The organism is Caldovatus aquaticus (assembly GCF_019458025.1).
GTDB classification, from domain to species: Bacteria; Pseudomonadota; Alphaproteobacteria; order Acetobacterales; family Acetobacteraceae; genus Caldovatus; species Caldovatus aquaticus.
Map to the genome: position 1 here is coordinate 13128 of NZ_JAHZUY010000019.1, position 17835 is coordinate 30962.

Annotated in this window: 16 protein-coding genes; 10 read left to right on the forward strand and 6 right to left on the reverse strand. The window is 75.7% G+C overall.

The window, feature by feature from the left end:
- Nucleotides 1–78: 78 nt before the first annotated feature.
- The 3 genes from K1J50_RS09190 (at nucleotide 79) to K1J50_RS09200 (ending at nucleotide 4089) form a co-directional block, all read left to right on the forward strand.
- Entirely contained in the window at nucleotides 79–1134 is a 1056-nt protein-coding gene (locus K1J50_RS09190; protein WP_220117414.1) for an ABC transporter ATP-binding protein, read from the forward strand.
- Nucleotides 1131–2180 carry an ABC transporter ATP-binding protein gene (locus K1J50_RS09195; RefSeq protein ID WP_220117415.1) on the forward strand — a complete coding sequence of 350 codons (1050 nt, stop codon included), beginning with the start codon at nucleotides 1131–1133 and terminating at the stop codon, nucleotides 2178–2180. The genes K1J50_RS09190 and K1J50_RS09195 overlap by 4 nt, the downstream gene beginning before the upstream one ends.
- Before the next feature lie 109 nt (nucleotides 2181–2289).
- Nucleotides 2290–4089 (forward strand): thiamine pyrophosphate-binding protein, encoded by a 1800-nt coding sequence (locus tag K1J50_RS09200; RefSeq protein ID WP_220117416.1) that lies wholly within the window; start codon nucleotides 2290–2292, stop codon nucleotides 4087–4089.
- A 30-nt stretch (nucleotides 4090–4119) separates the two neighbouring features.
- Here the strand turns inward: K1J50_RS09200 and K1J50_RS19090 are convergent, their stop codons facing one another.
- From K1J50_RS19090 to K1J50_RS09210, 3 genes are all read right to left on the reverse strand, one after another.
- Complete coding sequence (locus K1J50_RS19090) at nucleotides 4120–4254, reverse strand: hypothetical protein (protein WP_255575121.1); 135 nt, start codon at nucleotides 4252–4254, stop codon at nucleotides 4120–4122.
- A 663-nt stretch (nucleotides 4255–4917) separates the two neighbouring features.
- The gene (locus K1J50_RS09205) at nucleotides 4918–5916 is read right to left on the reverse strand and encodes a Bug family tripartite tricarboxylate transporter substrate binding protein (protein WP_255575122.1); all 999 of its coding nucleotides are present in this window, start codon (nucleotides 5914–5916) and stop codon (nucleotides 4918–4920) included.
- Between the two features lie 191 nt (nucleotides 5917–6107).
- A complete protein-coding gene (locus tag K1J50_RS09210; RefSeq protein WP_220117417.1) occupies nucleotides 6108–7991 on the reverse strand; it encodes an ABC-F family ATP-binding cassette domain-containing protein in 1884 nt (627 codons plus the stop codon).
- 150 nt (nucleotides 7992–8141) lie between these two features.
- Here K1J50_RS09210 and ndk point away from each other — a divergent pair, with 150 nt between their 5' ends.
- On the forward strand, nucleotides 8142–8564 hold the full coding sequence (ndk, locus tag K1J50_RS09215) for a nucleoside-diphosphate kinase (protein WP_220117418.1): 423 nt from the start codon (nucleotides 8142–8144) through the stop codon (nucleotides 8562–8564).
- A 22-nt stretch (nucleotides 8565–8586) separates the two neighbouring features.
- Here ndk and K1J50_RS09220 read toward each other — a convergent pair whose 3' ends face one another.
- Genes K1J50_RS09220 through purM form a run of 3 tightly spaced genes read right to left on the reverse strand, consistent with a single transcriptional unit; the run spans nucleotide 8587 to nucleotide 10552 of the window.
- A complete protein-coding gene (locus tag K1J50_RS09220; protein ID WP_220117419.1) occupies nucleotides 8587–8757 on the reverse strand; it encodes a hypothetical protein in 171 nt (56 codons plus the stop codon).
- Between the two features lie 11 nt (nucleotides 8758–8768).
- Nucleotides 8769–9482: a phosphoribosylglycinamide formyltransferase gene (gene purN, locus K1J50_RS09225; protein WP_220117420.1), complete on the reverse strand. Its 714-nt coding sequence runs from the start codon at nucleotides 9480–9482 to the stop codon at nucleotides 8769–8771.
- Complete coding sequence (gene purM, locus K1J50_RS09230; protein ID WP_220117421.1) at nucleotides 9479–10552, reverse strand: phosphoribosylformylglycinamidine cyclo-ligase; 1074 nt, start codon at nucleotides 10550–10552, stop codon at nucleotides 9479–9481. The genes purN and purM overlap by 4 nt, the downstream gene beginning before the upstream one ends.
- A 72-nt stretch (nucleotides 10553–10624) precedes the next feature.
- On the opposite strand from purM, the gene K1J50_RS09235 reads away from it, so the two are divergent.
- The 6 genes from K1J50_RS09235 to K1J50_RS09260 all read left to right on the forward strand — a co-directional run bounded on the left by K1J50_RS09235 (nucleotide 10625) and on the right by K1J50_RS09260 (nucleotide 17834).
- Nucleotides 10625–11428: a hypothetical protein gene (locus tag K1J50_RS09235; RefSeq protein ID WP_220117422.1), complete on the forward strand. Its 804-nt coding sequence runs from the start codon at nucleotides 10625–10627 to the stop codon at nucleotides 11426–11428.
- Nucleotides 11412–12026, forward strand: a complete 615-nt coding sequence (locus K1J50_RS09240; protein ID WP_255575123.1) for a CDP-alcohol phosphatidyltransferase family protein — start codon at nucleotides 11412–11414, stop codon at nucleotides 12024–12026. The genes K1J50_RS09235 and K1J50_RS09240 overlap by 17 nt, the downstream gene beginning before the upstream one ends.
- A 116-nt stretch (nucleotides 12027–12142) precedes the next feature.
- Nucleotides 12143–13255 (forward strand): AI-2E family transporter, encoded by a 1113-nt coding sequence (locus K1J50_RS09245; RefSeq protein ID WP_255575124.1) that lies wholly within the window; start codon nucleotides 12143–12145, stop codon nucleotides 13253–13255.
- A complete protein-coding gene (locus tag K1J50_RS09250; RefSeq protein ID WP_220117423.1) occupies nucleotides 13252–14022 on the forward strand; it encodes a P-loop NTPase family protein in 771 nt (256 codons plus the stop codon). The genes K1J50_RS09245 and K1J50_RS09250 overlap by 4 nt, the downstream gene beginning before the upstream one ends.
- 9 nt (nucleotides 14023–14031) lie before the next feature.
- A complete protein-coding gene (locus K1J50_RS09255; RefSeq protein WP_220117424.1) occupies nucleotides 14032–16290 on the forward strand; it encodes an RNA degradosome polyphosphate kinase in 2259 nt (752 codons plus the stop codon).
- Nucleotides 16291–16343: 53 nt separating this feature from the next.
- The gene (locus K1J50_RS09260) at nucleotides 16344–17834 is read left to right on the forward strand and encodes a Ppx/GppA phosphatase family protein (RefSeq protein ID WP_456304555.1); all 1491 of its coding nucleotides are present in this window, start codon (nucleotides 16344–16346) and stop codon (nucleotides 17832–17834) included.
- The last annotated feature ends 1 nt before the right edge of the window (nucleotide 17835 follow it).

Sequence of the window (17835 nt, forward strand, 5' to 3'; positions counted from 1 at the left end):
GATCCCGCAGGCGGGAGGCCGAACCGCGCGGAATTGCCCCCTTGCGCGTCCGGCGCGGCGTTTGCTCCGCTGGGCCGCATGAGCGAGACCCCGACCGATCACCGCCCCGGTCCCGGCAACGGCCCGGCCCGGCCCCTCCTGCTGGTGCGCGACCTCGTCAAGCACTTCCCGATCCGCGGCGGCCTGCTCGGCCGGCCGGTCGGCACGGTGCGGGCGGTGGACGGCGTCTCCTTCGCCGTGCGCGCGGGCGAGACGCTCGGCATCGTCGGCGAATCGGGCTGCGGCAAGTCCACCACCGCGCGCCTCCTGATGCGCCTGCTCGAGCCGGACGGCGGCGGCATGGCGTTCGACGGCGCGCCGGTGGGCGCGAGCGGCGGCGGGATGGCCCTGAAGGAGTACCGCCGCCAGGTGCAGATGGTGTTCCAGGACAGCTACGCCTCGCTCAACCCGCGCCTCCCCATCGAGGACACCATCGCCTTCGCCCCGCGCGTGCACGGCGTCCCCGCGCGCGAGGCCGGGGAGCGGGCGCACGCGCTGCTCGCCGCGGTCGGGCTCGACCCCGCGCAGTTCGCCCGCCGCTATCCGCACGAGCTCTCGGGCGGCCAGCGCCAGCGCGTCAACATCGCGCGCGCGCTCGCGCTGAACCCCCGCCTCGTGCTCCTCGACGAGCCGGTCTCCGCGCTCGACAAGAGCGTCGAGGCGCAGGTGCTGAACCTGCTCGCCGACCTCAAGGAGCGCTTCGGCCTGACCTACGTGTTCATCAGCCACGACCTCAACGTGGTGCAGTGGATCTCCGACCGCGTGCTGGTGATGTATCTCGGCAAGGTGGTGGAGGAGGGGCCGGTCGAGGCGATCTACGAGCGGCCGGCGCATCCCTACACGCGCGCGCTGCTCGCCTCGCGCCCCGCGATGGACCCGGCGCGGCGGCGGACCGAGCCGCCGCTGACCGGGGACCCGCCGAACCCGGTCAACCCGCCCTCCGGCTGCCGCTTCCGCACGCGCTGCCCCTTCGCCGAGCCGGTCTGCGCCGAGCGCGCGCCGGCCGCGGCCGATCTCGGCGGCGGGCATGCGGCGGCGTGCCACATGGCGCTGCCGGGCAGCGGGCATTCCCGGGCCGGGAGGCTCGCGGCATGAGCGGCGCGGCGGCGGCGAGGGAGGCCGCGCGGCCCGCGGCGAACGGCGCGCCGCTGGTGCGGGTGCGCGACCTCACGGTGCGCTTCGTCTCGCGCGACGCGACCGTGTGCGCGGTGAACGGCGTGGACCTCGACCTCGCCGCGGGCGAGGTGCTGTGCATCCTCGGCGAGTCCGGCTCCGGCAAGTCGGTCAGCCTGCGCGCGCTGATGCGCCTGCTGCCGCGCACCGCCCGCGTCGGGGGCAGCGTCGAGGTCGCCGGCCAGGACGTGCTGGCGATGGACGAGCGCCGGCTCGCGGATTTCCGCGGCGGCGTGGTCTCGATGATCTTCCAGGAGCCGATGACCGCGCTCGACCCGGTCTTCACCATCGGCCGGCAGATCGCCGAGACGGTGCGGCGCCACGAGGGGGTCTCGCGCGCCGCGGCCGAGGCGCGCGCGCTCGAGCTGCTGGAGCTGGTGCAGATCCCCTCGGCCAGGCGCCGGCTCTCCGCCTATCCGCACGAGCTCTCGGGCGGGCTGCGGCAGCGGGCGATGATCGCCGTCGCCCTCGCCTGCCGGCCGCGGCTGCTGCTCGCGGACGAGCCGACCACGGCGCTCGACGCCACGGTGCAGATCCAGATCCTGCTGCTGCTGCGCCGGCTGCAGGAGGAGCTCGGGATGGGGGTGATCTTCGTCACCCACGACCTCGGCGTGGCGGGCGAGATCGCCGACCGGGTGGCGGTGATGTACGCCGGGCGGGTGGTGGAGGAGGGGCCGGTCGGGGCGCTGCTGGCGGCGCCGCTGCACCCCTACGCCAGGGGCCTCCTGGGCGCGACGGTGCACGCCGGGCTGCGCGGTGCGCGCCTGACCACCATTCCCGGCGCGCCGCCCTCGCTCGAGCGGCTGCCGGAGGGCTGCGCCTTCGCGCCGCGCTGCGCCGAGGCCGAGCCGGCGTGCCTCGCCGCCGTGCCGGCGCCGCGCCGGCCGGCGCCGGGGCGGATGGCGCGCTGCGTCCGGGTCGGGGACGCCGCACCGGCGGCCGCGGCGGGCGCGCCGCGCGCGGTCTGACGCGCGCCGCACGCCGGGGCCGCTGCCTGTCGCGCCGATTCGCGTCCCGGCCGCTTCCGGCCGTCGGCGATCTGCTCTAGGGTCCGCGCGCATTCGCGGGAGTGAACGCATGCCGGAGACGAGGCGGGGAGGGGCGCACCACGCGCCGCGCCCAGGGGGCAAGCTCTTGGCCGACGCGCTGGTGGCGCAGGGCGTGACGCACGCCTTCTGCGTGCCGGGCGAGAGCTATCTCGACCTGCTCGACGGCCTCTACGCGGTGCGCAACCGCATCCAGCTCGTCACCTGCCGGTTCGAGGCGGGCGCGGTGCACATGGCCGAGGCCTACGGCAAGCTCACCGGCCGCCCCGGCGTCGCGATCGTCACGCGCGGCCCCGGCGCCTGCCACGCCAGCATCGGCGTGCACGTCGCGTTCCAGGATTCGACGCCGCTGGTGCTGATCGTCGGCCAGATCCCCTTCGCCGAGACCGACCGCGAGTCCTTCCAGGAGGTGGACTACCGGCGGATGTTCGCCCCGCTCGCCAAGTGGGTGACGCAGATCGACGACGCCCGGCGCATCCCGGAACTGATGGCGCACGCCTTCGACGTCGCGGTGAGCGGCCGCCCCGGACCGGTGGTGGTCGCGATCTCGGAGGAGATGCAGAAGGAGCTGGCGAGCGTGCCGGACATCGGCCCCGCGCCGGTGCTGCCGCCGCACCCGGCGCCGGAGGCGATGCCGCGGCTGATGACGATGCTCGCCAAGGCGCAGCGGCCGCTCGCCATCCTCGGCGGCTCGCGCTGGACGGCGGAGGGGCGCGCCGCGATCCGCGAGTTCCTGGTCGCCAACGACCTTCCCGTCGCCGTCAGCTTCCGCCGCCAGGGGCTGTTCCCGGGGACGCATCCGAACTACGCGGGCGACCTCGGCGTCGGCGCCGATCCCGGCCTGGTGGCGCGGGCGAAGGAGGCGGACCTGATCCTCGCCATCGGCACCCGCCTCGGCGAGCCGGTGAGCCAGGGCTACACGCTGCTCGACATGGCCGGCCACGGCACGCCGATCGTGCACGTCTATCCGGAGCAGGGCGAGATCGGGCGGGTGTACCGGCCGGCGCTCGGCATCGTCTCCGACCTCAACGCCTTCGCGCTGGCGGCGCGGGCGACGCCGCCGGTGAGCGACCCGCCCTGGTCGGCCTGGACGCGGGAGGCGCGCGCGGCGCGGCTCGCCCAGGCCAGGGCGCCGGAGTACGGCGGGCGGATGAACCTCGCCGTGGCGCTGCAGGAGCTGGAGAAGGTCCTGCCGCCCGACACGATCTTCACCACCGACGCCGGCAATTTCGCGACCTGGCCGACGCGCTTCATGCACCTCTCCGAGGGCCAGGACTTCCTCGGTCCGACCAACGGCGCGATGGGCTACGGCGTGCCGGCGGCGATCGGGGCGAAGATCGTGCATCCCGACCGCACCGTGGTCTGCTTCGTCGGCGACGGCGGCTTCCTGATGACCGGGCAGGAGATCGCGACCGCCTTCCACCACGCGGTCGCGCCGATCATCCTGGTGTTCAACAACCAGATGTACGGCACCATCCGCATGCACCAGGAGCGCACCTACCCGGGCCGCGTCTCCGGCACGGCGCTGACCAACCCGGACTTCGCCAAGTTCATCGAGAGCTTCGGCGGCCACGGGGAGACGGTGGAGCGCACCGAGGACCTCGTGCCCGCCTTCCAGCGCGCGGCGGCGAGCGGCCGGCCGGCGGTCATCGAGGTGGTGATGGATCCGGAGCAGATCACCCACCGCGCCACCATCGCCGATCTGCGCGAACAGGCGCGGAAGGCGGCGGAGGGGGCGGCGGCGAAGCCGCAGCCGGCGGCGGCGCACGCCCCGGCTCCGCATGGCGGCGGCGGGCCGGCGCCGCGGCGCACGGGGCCGCGCATCCGCTGACGCGCCGCCCCGGCGCGGGACGGCCGGCCGTCAGGGGAAGCCGTTGAAGACGGAGAACAAGACGCCGTCACCGGCGGTGAAAGCGGCGTCGGCAGCGTGCAGCATCGGGTTGTCCGATTGCAGCGTGGCGTGCCAGTCGAAGACGTAGAACGACTTGTCTCGCATCCGGATTCCGGTCGCGGTGTGTGCCGTCGTCGTCCCCTGCCGTCGTGGCTGTCGGCGCGCGCGACGAGGGCAAGGCTCGAGCCGGGCTTGGCGGTGCGCAGCGCCTTGTTGATCGCCGCTGCGGTCGCGGCAGCGATGCCGGTGCAGACCAGGCGGGCCTGTTCGTCGGTGGTGCCGAGGCTGAAGAGGGTGCCGGTCTCCTTCCGGACCTCGTTGAAGAACCGCCCGCCCTCGACGGGCCAGCCGCCTCGCGCCATCAGCGAGGCGCCGTAGCTCGCACCGAGGAGGGCGGCGGCGTTCCGGGCGATGAAGCCCAGGTTCCGCAGGCCTCCCGCCCAGCCGAAGCGGCCCGCGATGCGCCCGAGCGCGCTGCCGATCACCTCGCGGCAGCCTGGATCCGCCGCGACCGCGGCGACGACCGCCGCCGCCGTTCCACGCCCCAGGGCCATCCGCCGCCTCCCGGTCTTCGGGTCCCGTTGCCTGGCCGCCGGCCGGTCCGCACGCCGGTGCGGGCCCTTTCGCCCCCAGCTAGGTGGCGGCTGGGCCGGACGGCAATTCACTCGCGTTTCCGTGAGGGGAACCGGGCAGCCGCAGGTCGGGGACGGCGAACGTCGCGTGCGCCGCAGGCGCGCCGGAGAGGGACCGCGACTGCCGCGGCGCCGGTCAGCCCTCGAGCCGGATACCCGTCAGCGCCACCAGCTCCTCCCAGCGCCGGACCTCCTCGCGCTGGAAGGCGGCGAAGGCGGCCGGGTCCAGCGGCGCGGCGGCAAAGCCCTGCTGCTGCAGCCTGGCGACGATCTCCGGCTCGGCGAGCACGCGGAGCAGGGTCGCGCCCAGGCGCGCGACGACGGCGTCCGGCGTGCGCGCCGGCGCCCACAGGCCGAACCACGCGTCCACCGCCATGTAGCCGGCGCCGAGCTCGGCGAAGGTCGGCACCTCCGGCAGGTCGGGCAGCCGCTGCGGCGCGCCGATGCCGAGCGCGCGCAGCCGGCCGTCCCTGACCAGCGCCACCACCTGCGGCCAGGTCGAGACGAAGAAGTCCACCACGCCCGCGACGGTGTCGGTCGTCGCCTGCGCGCCGCCGCGGTAGGGGACGTGCGTGGCGGCGAGCCCCTCGCGCCGGACGAAGCTCTCGGCGATGACGTGGCTCGCCGAGCCGACGCCGGAGGAGGCATAGGCGAGCCGCCCGCCGCCCTTCCCGCGCGCGGCGAGGTCCTGGAGCGTGCGCGCCGGGCTGCTCGCCGGCACCACCAGCGCATGGTGCACTTCGGCGATCCGGCCGACCGGCGCGAAATCCGCCAGCGGGTCGTAGGGCAGGCCGCGCAGCATCGCCGCGTTGGCGGCATGCGTCTGGTTGTTGCCGAGGGCGAGCGTGTGGCCGTCCGGCGCGGCCTGCGCGACCGCCTGGGTGCCGACCACCGCGGCGCCGCCGGGGCGGTTCTCGACCACGAAGGTCGCGCCCGGGATCAGCTCCTGCAGGCGCGGCACGATGGTGCGCGCGAGCACGTCGGTGGAGCCGCCCGGCGGGTAGGCGACGACGACGCGCACGGGGCGCGAGGGCCAGGACGCGGCGGCGGATGGCTGCGCGCGCGCCGGCGCCGCCGCCAGGGCGGCGGGCAGGGCAAGACCGGCGGTCATCAGGGCGCGGCGCGTGAGAGGCATGGCGATCCTTCCTGACGGTTCGGGCGGCGTGGTCGCAACGGCGCGAGGACGGGTCAAGCGGGGCGGGGCGTGTTCCGCGGCGCCGGTCCCGCCCTCCCGCACCTCCCGCCGCAGGGAAGCGTCGGCCCGGCCTCGCGCCGTCGCCGCCGGCACGGTCCGGCCGGTGGCCGCAGCCGGGGCGGGGCCGCCGCTCACGCCGCTTCCAGCCGCTCCTGCAGCTCCAGCCACTCGGCCTCCAGCGCCTCCACTTCCCTGGCGATGGCGGCGCGGCGGGTGCCGGCCCAGGCGATGTCCTCGGGCTTGAAGCGGGCATAGGTGGCGGGGTCGGCCAGCTTCGACTCGATCAGCGCCGCCTCGCGGTGCAGCCGGTCGAGCCGCGCCTCGATCTCCTTCACGCGGGCGCGGAGCGGCGCCTGCGCGGCGCGGGTCTCGGCGCGGTCGCGCCGCGCGTCCGCGCGCGTCGGCGGCGCCGCGGCGTGCGGCTTCGCCGCGCCCTCGCCCGCGGCGCGCGCGCGTTCGGCGAGCAGGGCGCGGTAGTCGTCGAGGTCGCCCTCGAACGGCCGCACGGTGCCGTCGGCCACCAGCCACAGCCGGTCGGCGACCAGCTCGACCAGATGCGGGTCGTGGGTGATCAGCACCACCGCGCCGCCGAACTCCGCCAGCGCCTTCACCAGCGCCTCGCGCGCGTCGAGGTCGAGGTGGTTGGAGGGCTCGTCGAGGATGAGGAGCTGCGGCGCGTCGCGCGTGCAGAGGGCGAGCAGAAGCCGCGCCTTCTCCCCGCCCGAGAGCGCGGCGACGGCGGTCTCGGCCCGGTCCGCGTCGAGGCCGAAGCGGGCGAGCTGGGCGCGGCACTGCTCCGCGCTCGCCTGCGGCAGCGCCGCCTGCATGTGGGAGAGCGGCGTGCCGGCGGGGTCGAGCTCCTCCGCCTGGTGCTGGGCGAAGTAGCCGACCCGGAGGCGCGGCGCGCGCCGCACCTCGCCCGCCAGCGGCGCGAGGCGGCCGGCGAGCAGCTTCGCCAGGGTGGACTTGCCGTTGCCGTTGGCGCCGAGCAGCGCGACGCGGTCGTCCTGGTCGAGCCGCAGGTCCAGGTTCCGCAGCACGGGGCGGCCGTCGTAGCCCGCGGCGGCGCGCGTGAGGGCGATCAGGGGCGGCGGCAGCGCGGGCGGCTCGGGGAAGGCGAAGCGCACCGGCTGGTCCTCGACCACCGCCTCGATCGGCGGCAGGCGCGCGAGCGCCTTCAGCCGGCTCTGCGCCTGGCGCGCCTTGGTCGCCTTTGCGCGGAAGCGGTCCACGAACGCCTGGATGCGGGCGCGTTCGGCGGCCACGCGCTCGTTCTGCGCCTTCTGCTGCGCGAGGCGTTCGGTGCGGATGCGGGTGAACTCGGCGAAGCCGCCGGGGTAGAGGGCGATGCGGCCGCGGTCGAGATGCGCGATCGCGTCCACCGCGCGGCCGAGCAGGTCGCGGTCGTGCGAGACGAGGAGGGCGGCGCCGGGGAAGCGCGCGAGCCAGCCCTCGAGCCACAGCGCCGCCTCCAGGTCGAGGTGGTTGGTCGGCTCGTCGAGCAGCAGCAGGTCGGGCTCGAGGAACAGGGCGCGGGCGAGGGCGACGCGCATGCGCCAGCCGCCGGAGAACGCGCCGATCGGGCGCGCCTGCGCCGCCGCGTCGAAGCCGAGGCCGGAGAGGATGGCGGCGGCGCGCGCCGGGGCGCTGTCGGCGCGGATGGCGATCAGGCGGTCGTGGATCTCGGCGAGGCGCGCGGCATCGGGCTCGGCCGCGAGCTCGGCGAGGAGGGCGGCGCGCTCCGCGTCGGCGGCAAGGACGGTCTCGAGCAGGCTGGCCTCGCCGCCGGGCGCCTCCTGCGCCACGTAGCCGAGGCGGGCGCGGGCGGCGAGGCGGATCTCGCCGCCATCGGGCTGCACCTCGCCGGCGATGGCGCGCAGCAGGGTGGACTTCCCGGCGCCGTTGCGGCCGACCAGGCCGATCTTGCGGCCCGGGTCCACGGCGAGGTCGGCGCCGTCGAGCAGGGTGCGGCCGGCGATGCGCACCGTCAGGCCGCGGATGGCGAGCACGGTCATGCCGGCCCGATAGCGCGCGCCGCCGCCGCGGGCGAGCCTGCCGCCCCCGGCCGGCCGGGCGCGGGCGTCGCGGGGCGCGGCGGGGCTTGCCTCGGGGGGCGCGCTCCCCTATCGGGCGCGCCGCCATTCCCCGAGACGCAAGGAACGCCCATGGCCATCGAGCGCACCCTCTCGATCATCAAGCCGGACGCGACGCGCCGCAACCTCACCGGCCGGATCAACGCGAAATTCGAGGAGCAGGGCCTGCGCATCGTCGCCCAGAAGCGCATCCGCCTGACGCGCGAGCAGGCCGAGGCATTCTACGCCGTGCACCGGGAGCGGCCCTTCTTCGCCAGCCTCGTCGCCTTCATGACGAGCGGCCCGGTCGTGGTGCAGGTGCTCGAGGGCCCGGACGCGGTCGCGCGCAACCGCGAGATCATGGGCGCCACCGACCCGGCCAAGGCCGCGCCCGGGACGATCCGCAAGGAGTTCGCGGAGAGCATCGAGGCGAACTCGGTGCACGGCTCCGACAGCCCGGAGAACGCCGCGCGCGAGATCGCCTTCTTCTTCTCGGAGATCGAGATCGTCGGCTGAGCCCGGCGCCGCCGCGGCAGGCTCAGACGAGGAAGATCGCCATCAGGGCGAGGACCGTGGCCGTGGCGGCGACCGTCCAGGCGAGGAAGCGGCAGAAGCGGTTCCAGAACTGCTGCCGTTCGGCCAGCAGCTCCTCCATGCTCACCGGCGGGGCGGCGTCGGCGGTGGTCGTGTGGTGCGCGTCGGCGGCCATCGGGTCCTCGGTCAGTCCTCGGGCGGATCGTCGGCGCTTCTAGGCAGGCCCGTCCACTCCGGCAAGGGGCTCGCCAGCGCCGCGCCGGGCCGGCCCGAGGCGCCGAGGATCACGGCGCGGGATCCTTCCACCCGCACCCGGCCGGCGGCGAGCCAGGCCAGCGCCGCCGGATAGATCCGGTGCTCCTGCGCGAGCACGCGCGCCGCCAGGGTCTCCGGGGTGTCCTCGGCCAGCACCGGGACCGCGGCCTGCGCCAGGATCGGGCCGGCATCCACCTCCGCGCGCACGAGATGCACCGTGCAGCCGTGCAGCCGAACCCCGGCGGCGAGCGCGCGCGCGTGGGTGTCGAGGCCGGGGAAGGCCGGCAGCAGCGAGGGGTGGATGTTCACCAGCCGGTCCTGCCAGCGCGCGACGAACCAGGGCGTCAGCACGCGCAGGAAGCCGGCGAGCGCGACCAGCTCGATGCCGTGGCGCGCGAGCGCGGCGTCCAGCGCCCGCTCGAACGCCTCGCGGTCGCCGCGGAAGGGGCGGCTCTCGACGACCGCGACCGGCACGCCCTCCGCCTCGGCGTGCGCGAGGCCCGGCGCGTCGGCGCGGTTGGAGAGCACCAGCGCGATCTCGGCCGGATAGGCAGGATCGCGCGCCGCCGCGACCAGCGCCCGCATGTTGGAGCCGCGGCCGGAGATCAGCACCGCGACGCGGCGGCGGCGGGGGGTGGTGCTCATGCGCCGCCGCGCCGCGGCCAGCCGTCCGGCAGGTTCTCGATCCGCAGGGCCGCCGGGCCGGGGGCCGCCTGGAGCCGGCCGATGGCGAACACCCGCTCGCCCTCGGCCTCCAGGAGGCGGATCGCCTCGGCGCGGTCGGCCTCGGCGACCACGACGGCCATGCCGATGCCGCAGTTGAACACGCGCAGCATCTCCCCGGGCGCGATGTCGCCGGCCTCGGCGAGCCAGGCGAACACGGGGGGCACCGGCCAGGCGGCGGCGTCCAGCACCGCCTCGATCCCTGCCGGCAGCACGCGCGGCAGGTTGCCCGGCAGGCCGCCGCCGGTGATGTGCGCGGCGGCCTTGACCAGCCCGCGGCGGTGCAGGGCGAGCAGGGCGCGCACGTAGATCCGCGTCGGCGCGAGCAGCGCGTCGGCGACGGTCGCGGCCGGGGCGAAGGGCGCGGGCGCGCCGGGGGGGAGCCCGGCCCGCGCCAGCACCCGCCGCACCAGCGAGAAGCCGTTGGAGTGCACGCCGGAGGAGGCGAGGCCGAGCACCGCATCGCCCGGCGCAAGGTCGCTTCGCGGCAGCAGCCGGTCGCGCTCCGCGGCGCCCACGGCGAAGCCGGCGAGGTCGTAGTCCTCGGCCGCGTACATGCCGGGCATCTCGGCGGTCTCGCCGCCGACCAGGGCGCAGCCCGCCTGGCGGCAGCCCTCGGCGATGCCGGCGATCACCGCGCGCGCCTGCGCGACGCGCAGCCGGCCGGTGGCGAAGTAGTCGAGGAAGAACAGCGGCTCCGCCCCCTGCACCACGATGTCGTTGACGCACATGGCGACGAGGTCCACCCCCACCGTGTCGTGGCGGCCGGCCTCGATGGCGAGGCGCAGCTTGGTGCCGACCCCGTCGGTCGAGGACACCAGCACCGGGTCGCGCAGCCCGGCGGCGCGCAGGTCGAAGAGCGCGCCGAACCCGCCGAGGCCGCCCATCGTTCCGGGGCGGTCGGTGGTGCGCGCCAGCGGCTTGATTGCGTCCACCAACGCATCACCTGCATCGATGTCCACGCCGGCATCCCGGTAGGTCAGGCTGGTCATGACGGCCTCCTATCGGCTATGGGCAGGGGTGTGTCCCGGCAGGACGCGGAAGGGAAGGGACGGATGCGGGGATTGGCCCGGCTCACCGTCGGACGGCGGGCCTGGCAGGGGCCGCGGCGGCGCGGACATGACCACGCCGGCCGCGGCGGCGCAATCGTGGTGGTGGCGGCGATGCTGGCCGGCGCGCTGCCGGCGCTTGGCGGGCGGGCGGCGTACGCGCAGGAGGCGCCGGCCGCCGAGGCGTCCGTGCCGGCGCGCTCCGCCAATCCCTTCGTCCAGCGGGGCGTCGCGGCGGAGGCGACGGCGGAGAACGGCGTCGTGGCGCGCGAGCGGGCGCTCGCGGCGGGGCGGCGGGCGGCGTGGGAGCGGCTGGCGGCGGAGATCGGCGCGCCGCCGCGCCTGTCCGACGCCGAGATCGAGGCCCTGATCGACTCGATCATCATCGAGCAGGAACGGACGACGCCGACCCGCTACAGCGGCCGCATCACGGTGAACTTCAACCCGGGGCGCGTCCGGGCCCAGACGGGCGCGGGGGCGGTGGCGGGGAATGCCGCCGGCGGCGGGCTCGCGGGCACCGCGGCGGATCCCGAAGCGCCGCGCGCCCTCGGCCCGCCGGTCGCCACGGTGGACGCCATCGCCCGCTACCAGTCGCTCGGCGAGTGGCTGGAGCTGCGGCGGAGGCTGATCGGCGCGCCGGAGGTGGCGCGCCTCGACATCGTCGCGATCGCGGTGGACGGCGCGCGGCTGCGGCTCGGCCTCCGCCAGCCGCCGGTGGCGGCGGCGGAAGGGCTGCTGCACGGCGCCGGCGTGGCGCTCGCCCCGGGCGCCGGGCCCGCGGGGGCGGGCTGGCAGGTCGGCCTTGCCCGAGGGTATTGACCCGAACGGCGCCGGCACCACCCCGCGCCCGCGCGCGGATGCCGCGGCGGCCGCGCTGTTCACGCTGCCCAACGCGATCACGCTCGCGCGCCTCTGCGCGGTGCCGGCGGCGATCTGGCTGATGCTCCAGCACCGGCTCGACATCGCCTTCTGGGTGTTCGTCGGCGCCGGGGTGTCCGACGCGGCCGACGGCTGGCTCGCGCGGGCGCGCAACGCGCGCAGCGCGCTCGGCGCGGTGCTCGACCCGATGGCGGACAAGGCCTTGCTGGTCTCGGTGTATGTGACGCTGGCGGCGATCGGCGTGCTGCCGGACTGGCTGGCGATCCTGGTGGTGTTCCGCGACCTGCTGATCGTCGGGGGCGTGCTGGTGCTCGCCGTCATCGGGGCGCCGCCGCCGATCCGCCCGCTGCTGGTCTCGAAGGTGAACACCGCGGCGCAGATCGGGCTTGCGGCGCTGGCGCTGCTGGTCGGCGGCTACGCGCTCGAACTCGGCGGGCTCGTCGCCGCGATGGTCTGGATCGTGGCGGCGACGACCCTTGCCTCGGGCGCGGCCTATGTCGTCTCCACCATCCGGCGCGGCGAGGCCGGCTCCCGGTGAACGGACTGATCGCGCCACGTCAGGCCGCGAGGCCGGGGGAGACGGCGCCGCCGCGGCGCCAGGACCCGGCGCCGGCCCCGGCCCTCGAGCCGGCGCCGGGACGGGCCGGGCATCGCTTGCCGCCGCCGTCGCCGGGCGGCGGCGGGCCGCGCACCGCGACGCCGCGCCAGCGCCTCGGCCTGGTGCTCGGCCTGTTCGGCGCGCTGCTGTTCGGGCTGTGGCTGTTCCAGAGCATCCTCACGCCCTTCGTGCTGGCCGGAGTGATCGCCTATTTCCTCGACCCGCCGGCGACCCGGCTGACGCGGCTCGGCCTGCCGAGGGGGGTTGCCGCGCTCCTGCTCGTGCTCGCGCTGGTGCTGTTCGCGCTGCTCTGCGTGGTGCTGCTCTGGCCGCTCGTGATCGCGCAGATCGGCGTGCTGGTGACCAGCCTGCCGAGCTACGTCGCGCGCGTCGGCGCGGCGCTGCGCGACGCGCTGGAGCGGCTCGGGGAGGCGGTGGGGCCGGAGTACATGGACGCGCGGCTGCGCGAGCTGGCGATCAGCCAGGTCGGGGGGATGCTCTCCTGGCTCGGCACCTCGGCGACGCGGCTGCTCGGCGGGGGGGTTGCGATCTTCAACGTGTTCACCTTCGTGGTGGTCACCCCGATCGTCGCCTTCTACCTGCTGCGCGACTGGCCGCGCATGCTCGCGCGCATCGAGAGCTGGCTGCCGCGCCGCTCCGCCAACACCATCCGCCAGCTCGCCCGCGACACCGACCGGGTGCTGTCGGCCTGGCTGCGCGGGCAGCTGCTCTGCTCCACCGGGCTCGGCATCTACTACGCGCTCGGGCTGACCTTCGCGGGGCTCGAGCTCGGGCTGATGGTCGGCCTGCTGTCCGGCATCCTGACCTTCATCCCCTATGTCGGCTCGACCACCGGCCTAGTGCTGGCGACGCTCCTCGCGATCGGCCAGTTCGGCACCTGGGACGGGGTGCTGCTGGTGGTGGCGATCTTCGTCGCCGGGCAGATCGTGGAAGGCTACATCATCTATCCCTACCTTCTCGGCGACCGGGTGGAGCTGCATGCGGTGTGGGTGATCTTCGCGCTGTTCGCGGGCGGCGTGGCCTTCGGCTTCCTCGGCGTGCTGCTCGCCGTGCCGATGGCCGCCGCGCTCGGCGTGGTGGCGCGCTACTGGCTGCGCCGCTACCTCGAGAGCCCGCTCTATCTCGATCCCCCGCGCACCGGGACATGAGGGACGGCGGGCCGGGCGGGCGCGGCGGGAAGCGTCGCCCGCGGCAACTGGCCCTGGCGCTGCCGGTCGCGACCTCCTTCGCGCGCGAGGAGGTGCTGGAGGACGAGTCGAACGCCGCTGCGCTCGCCTGGCTCGACCGCGTCGCGGATTGGCCGCAGGGCCGTCTCGCGCTGTGGGGGCCGCCCGGCGTGGGCAAGAGCCACATGCTGCGTGGTCTCGCCGCCGCGCGCGGCTGGCGCGTGCTGGAGGGGCCGGCGCTGCGCGGCCTGCCGGAGCCCGGGCCGGCTGCGCTGGACGACGCCGACTGCGCGGCCGAGGAGCGGGCGCTGCTGCACCTCATCAACCTGTGCGCGGAGCGGGGCGAGCCGCTGCTGCTCGCCGGCCGCGACCCGCCGGCGCGCTGGCCCGTGGCGCTGCCCGACCTGGCGAGCCGGCTGCGCGCCACCCACGCCGTGGCGATCGGCCGGCCGGGCGAGGCGCTGCTCGCGGCGCTGCTCGCCAAGCACTTCGCCGACCGGCAACTGCGCGTCGCGCCGGAGGTGCAGGCCTGGCTGCTCGCCCGGCTGCCGCGCGAGGGCCGGGCGCTGGCCGAGGCCGCGGCACGGCTCGACCGCGCCGCGCTCGCCGCCGGCGGGGCGGTGACCCGGGCGCTGGCGCGCGAGGCGCTGCGCGGCCTCGAAGGGTTCGACGACGGAACGGACGCGGCGGACGACGGGGCCGCGCCCGCCGCGCCGCGGGATTCCACGGCGGCGTCCCTCCTGCTGTAGTCTTGGCACATGAACGTCCCCGCCGTCGCCGATGCCGCCCCCGCCGCGCTGCGGACGCCGCCGCCGGAGCCGGCGGAGGGGCCGCCCGCGATCGCGCCGGACAGCCCGGAGCGGTTCATCAACCGCGAACTGTCCTGGCTCGACTTCAACCACCGGGTGCTGGAGGAGGCGGCGAACCCGCGCCATCCGCTGCTCGAGCGGCTGCGCTTCGTCGCCATCTCGGCCTCCAACCTCGACGAGTTCTATTCCGTGCGCGTCGCCGGGCTGGTCGGGCAGGAGCGGGCGGGCGTCACCAGGCCGTCCCCGGACGGGCTGACCCCGGCGCAGCAGCTCGCCGCGATCCACGCCCGCGCGCAGCGGCTGATCGAGGAGCAGCAGCGCAGCTGGCTCGAGCTGCGCGGGCTGCTGCGCGCCGCCGGGGTGGTGGTGGTGGAGCCGCGCGAACTCTCCGAGGCCGATCTGCGCTGGCTCGAGACCTGGTTCATGGAGCGGGTCTTCCCGGTGCTGACGCCGCTCGCCGTGGACCCCGCCCATCCCTTCCCCTTCATCGCCAACCTCGCGCTCTGCATGGTGCTCAAGCTGGTGCGCGAGGAGGACGGCGGGACGATGCGCGCGCTGCTGCCGCTGCCGCCGCAGATCGAGCGCTTCATCCGCCTGCCGGCGCCGGCGGGCGGGAACGCGGCCCCGCTCGGCCCCGGCCCGGCGACGATCCGCTTCCTGCTGCTCGAGGACCTGATCGGGCTGTTCCTCAACCGGCTGTTCCCGGGCTTCCTCCTCGCCGAACAGGGCCTGTTCCGCCTCATCCGCGACACCGACGTGGAGTTCGAGGAGGAGGCCGAGGACCTGGTGCGCTCCTACGAGACGGCGCTGAAGCGGCGCCGCCGCGGCCGTCCGATCCGCCTCTCCGTCACCGCGGCGACGCCGCCCGACATGGTGGACTTCGTGGCGGAATCGCTGGCGGCGGACCGCGGCAGCGTGTTCGTGGTGGACGGGCTGCTCGGCGTGGCCGACCTCCGCCAGCTCATCGTGGACGACCGGCCGGACCTGCTGTTCACGCCCTACACGCCGCGCTTCCCGGAGCGGATCCTGGACTACGGGGGCGACTGCTTCGCCGCGATCCGCGCCAAGGACATCGTGGTGCACCACCCCTACGAGAGCTTCGACGTGGTGGTGCAATTCCTGCGCCAGGCGGCGCGCGACCCGAACGTGGTGGCGATCAAGCAGACGCTCTACCGCACCAGCCGCGAGAGCCCGATCGTCAAGGCGCTGATCGAGGCGGCGGAATCCGGCAAGAGCGTGACCGGCGTGGTCGAGATCAAGGCCCGCTTCGACGAGGAGCGCAACATCGCCCTCGCGCGCGAGCTGGAGGCCGCCGGCGTGCAGGTGGTGTACGGCTTCGTGGACCTGAAGACCCACGCCAAGGTGAGCCTGGTGGTGCGGCGCGAGGGCGGGACGATGCGCTCCTACGCCCATTTCGGCACCGGCAACTACCACCCGGTCACGGCGCGGGTCTACACCGATCTCTCCTTCTTCACCGCCGACCCGGCGCTGACCCGCGACGCGGCGCGCCTGTTCAACTACCTCACCGGCTACGCGCGGCCGGAGCGGATGGAGGCGCTCGCCTTCGCCCCGCTCACCATGCGTCCCGTGCTGCTCGGGCTGATCGAGCAGGAGATCGCCTTTGCGCGCGAGGGCAAGCCGGCCGGCATCTGGATCAAGGTGAACAGCCTGGTGGACGAGCAGATCATCGACGCGCTCTACCGCGCGAGCCAGGCGGGCGTGAAGATCGACCTGGTGGTGCGCGGCATCTGCTGCCTGCGGCCGGGCGTGAAGGGCCTCTCGGAGAACATCCGGGTCAAGTCCATCGTCGGCCGCTTCCTCGAGCACAGCCGCATCTACGTGTTCGGCAACGGGCACCGCCTGCCCTCGCGCCGCGCGCGGGTGTTCATCTCCTCGGCCGACCTGATGGCGCGCAACCTCGACTGGCGCGTCGAGACGATGGTGCCGGTCGAGAACCCGACGGTGCATGCGCAGGTCCTCGACCAGATCATGGTGACCAACCTGAAGGACACGATGCAGTCCTGGGTGCTCGGGCCGGACGGGGTCTATCGCCGGCTCGATCCGGGGCCGAACCCGGTCTCGGCGCACGAGTACTTCATGACCAACCCCTCCCTCTCCGGCCGCGGCAGCGCGCTGCACCGCGCGCCGCCGCGCCCGGTCGCCCCCGTGCCGCGGCGCGGCCGGCCGGACCGCGTGCAGCAGGACTGAACGCCTTGGATCTCTCGCTTCTCCCCGGCGGCGCGGCGGACGCCGCCCCCGCCGTGCCGCCCGCGGTCGCGCCGCGCTGCGGCGTGGTGGACCTCGGCTCGAACTCGGTGCGCCTCGTCGTCTTCGAGGGGCGCCTGCGCAATCCGGTGACCGTGTTCAACGAGAAGGCGGTGCTCGGCCTCGGCCGCGGCCTCGCCTCCACCGGGCGGCTGAACGAGGCGGCGGTGGAGCAGGCGCTGACGGTGATGGGCCGCTACCACGCGGTGGCGCGCGCCATGGGCGCCGACCCGGTCGAGGTGCTGGCCACCGCCGCGGTGCGCGACGCCGTCAACGGCCCTGCCTTCGTCGCGGCGCTGCGCGCCCGCCTCGGCCCCGACGTGCCGATCCGCATCCTCACCGGCGAGGCGGAGGCGCGGCTCTCGGCGGAGGGCGTGCTGCTCGGCTTCCCCGGCGCCGATGGCGTGCTCGCCGATCTCGGCGGCGGCTCGCTCGAGCTGGTCGAGCTGGTGGAGGGGCGGCCGGGGCGGGTCGCCAGCCTGCCGCTCGGCACGCTGCGCCTCGCCGAGCGCGCCGGGGGCGAGCCCGCCCGCGCGCGCGCCGTGGTCCAGTCGGAACTGGAGCGCGTGGCCTGGCTCAAGGAGCGCGCCGGCCGCGACCTCTACCTGGTCGGCGGCGCCTGCCGCGCGCTGGCGCGGATGCACATCGCGCAGACCGCCTATCCGCTGATGATCGTCCACCACTACGCGCTGCCGCGCGACGAGGCGCGCGACCTCGCCTCCATGGTGATGGCGGCGACGCGCCGCACGCTCGAGCGCATGCCGGGCGCGCCGGCGAAGCGGCTGGCCGACCTGCCCTTCGCCGCGGTGGTGCTGCGCCGGCTGCTGCGCGCCAGCGGCGCGCGGCGCATCGTGTTCTCGGCCAACGGCCTGCGCGAGGGCTGGTACGCGGGGCTGCTGCCCGAGGCGGTGCGGACCGCCGATCCGCTGCTCTCGGCAGCGCAGGATCTCGCGCTGCGCTTCGGCCGCGACCACCGCCTGCCGGAAGCGCTGTTCCGCTGGACGGCGCCGCTGTTCGAGAGCGAGCGCCCGGCGGAGCGCGCCTTGCGCGAGGCGGCCTGCTGGGTGAGCGACATCGGCAGCCACGACCATCCGGACTACCGCGCCGAGCAGGCCTTCCTGCGCGTGCTGCGCCAGCCCGGCGTCGGGCTGGACCATCACGCGCGCGCCTTCCTCGCCCTCGTGGTGGCGCTGCGCTACGAGGCCGAGCCGGACGCGCCCTGGATGCGGACCAGCCGCGTCCTGCTCGATGCCGCCGCGGTGCGCCGGGCGGAGATGCTGGGCGCGGCGCTGCGCCTGGCCTACACGCTGTCCGGCGGCACGCCGGCGCTGCTCGCCGGCACCGCGCTCTCGCGCCGCGGCGGGCGGCTGGTGCTGCGCCTCGTCGAGGGCGGCGGCGTGTTCGCCGGCGAGAGCGTCCTGCGCCGCGTGGAGGCGCTCGGCGCCGCCTTCGGGCTGGAAACCGTGGTCGAGGTGGCGGGCGGCTGAA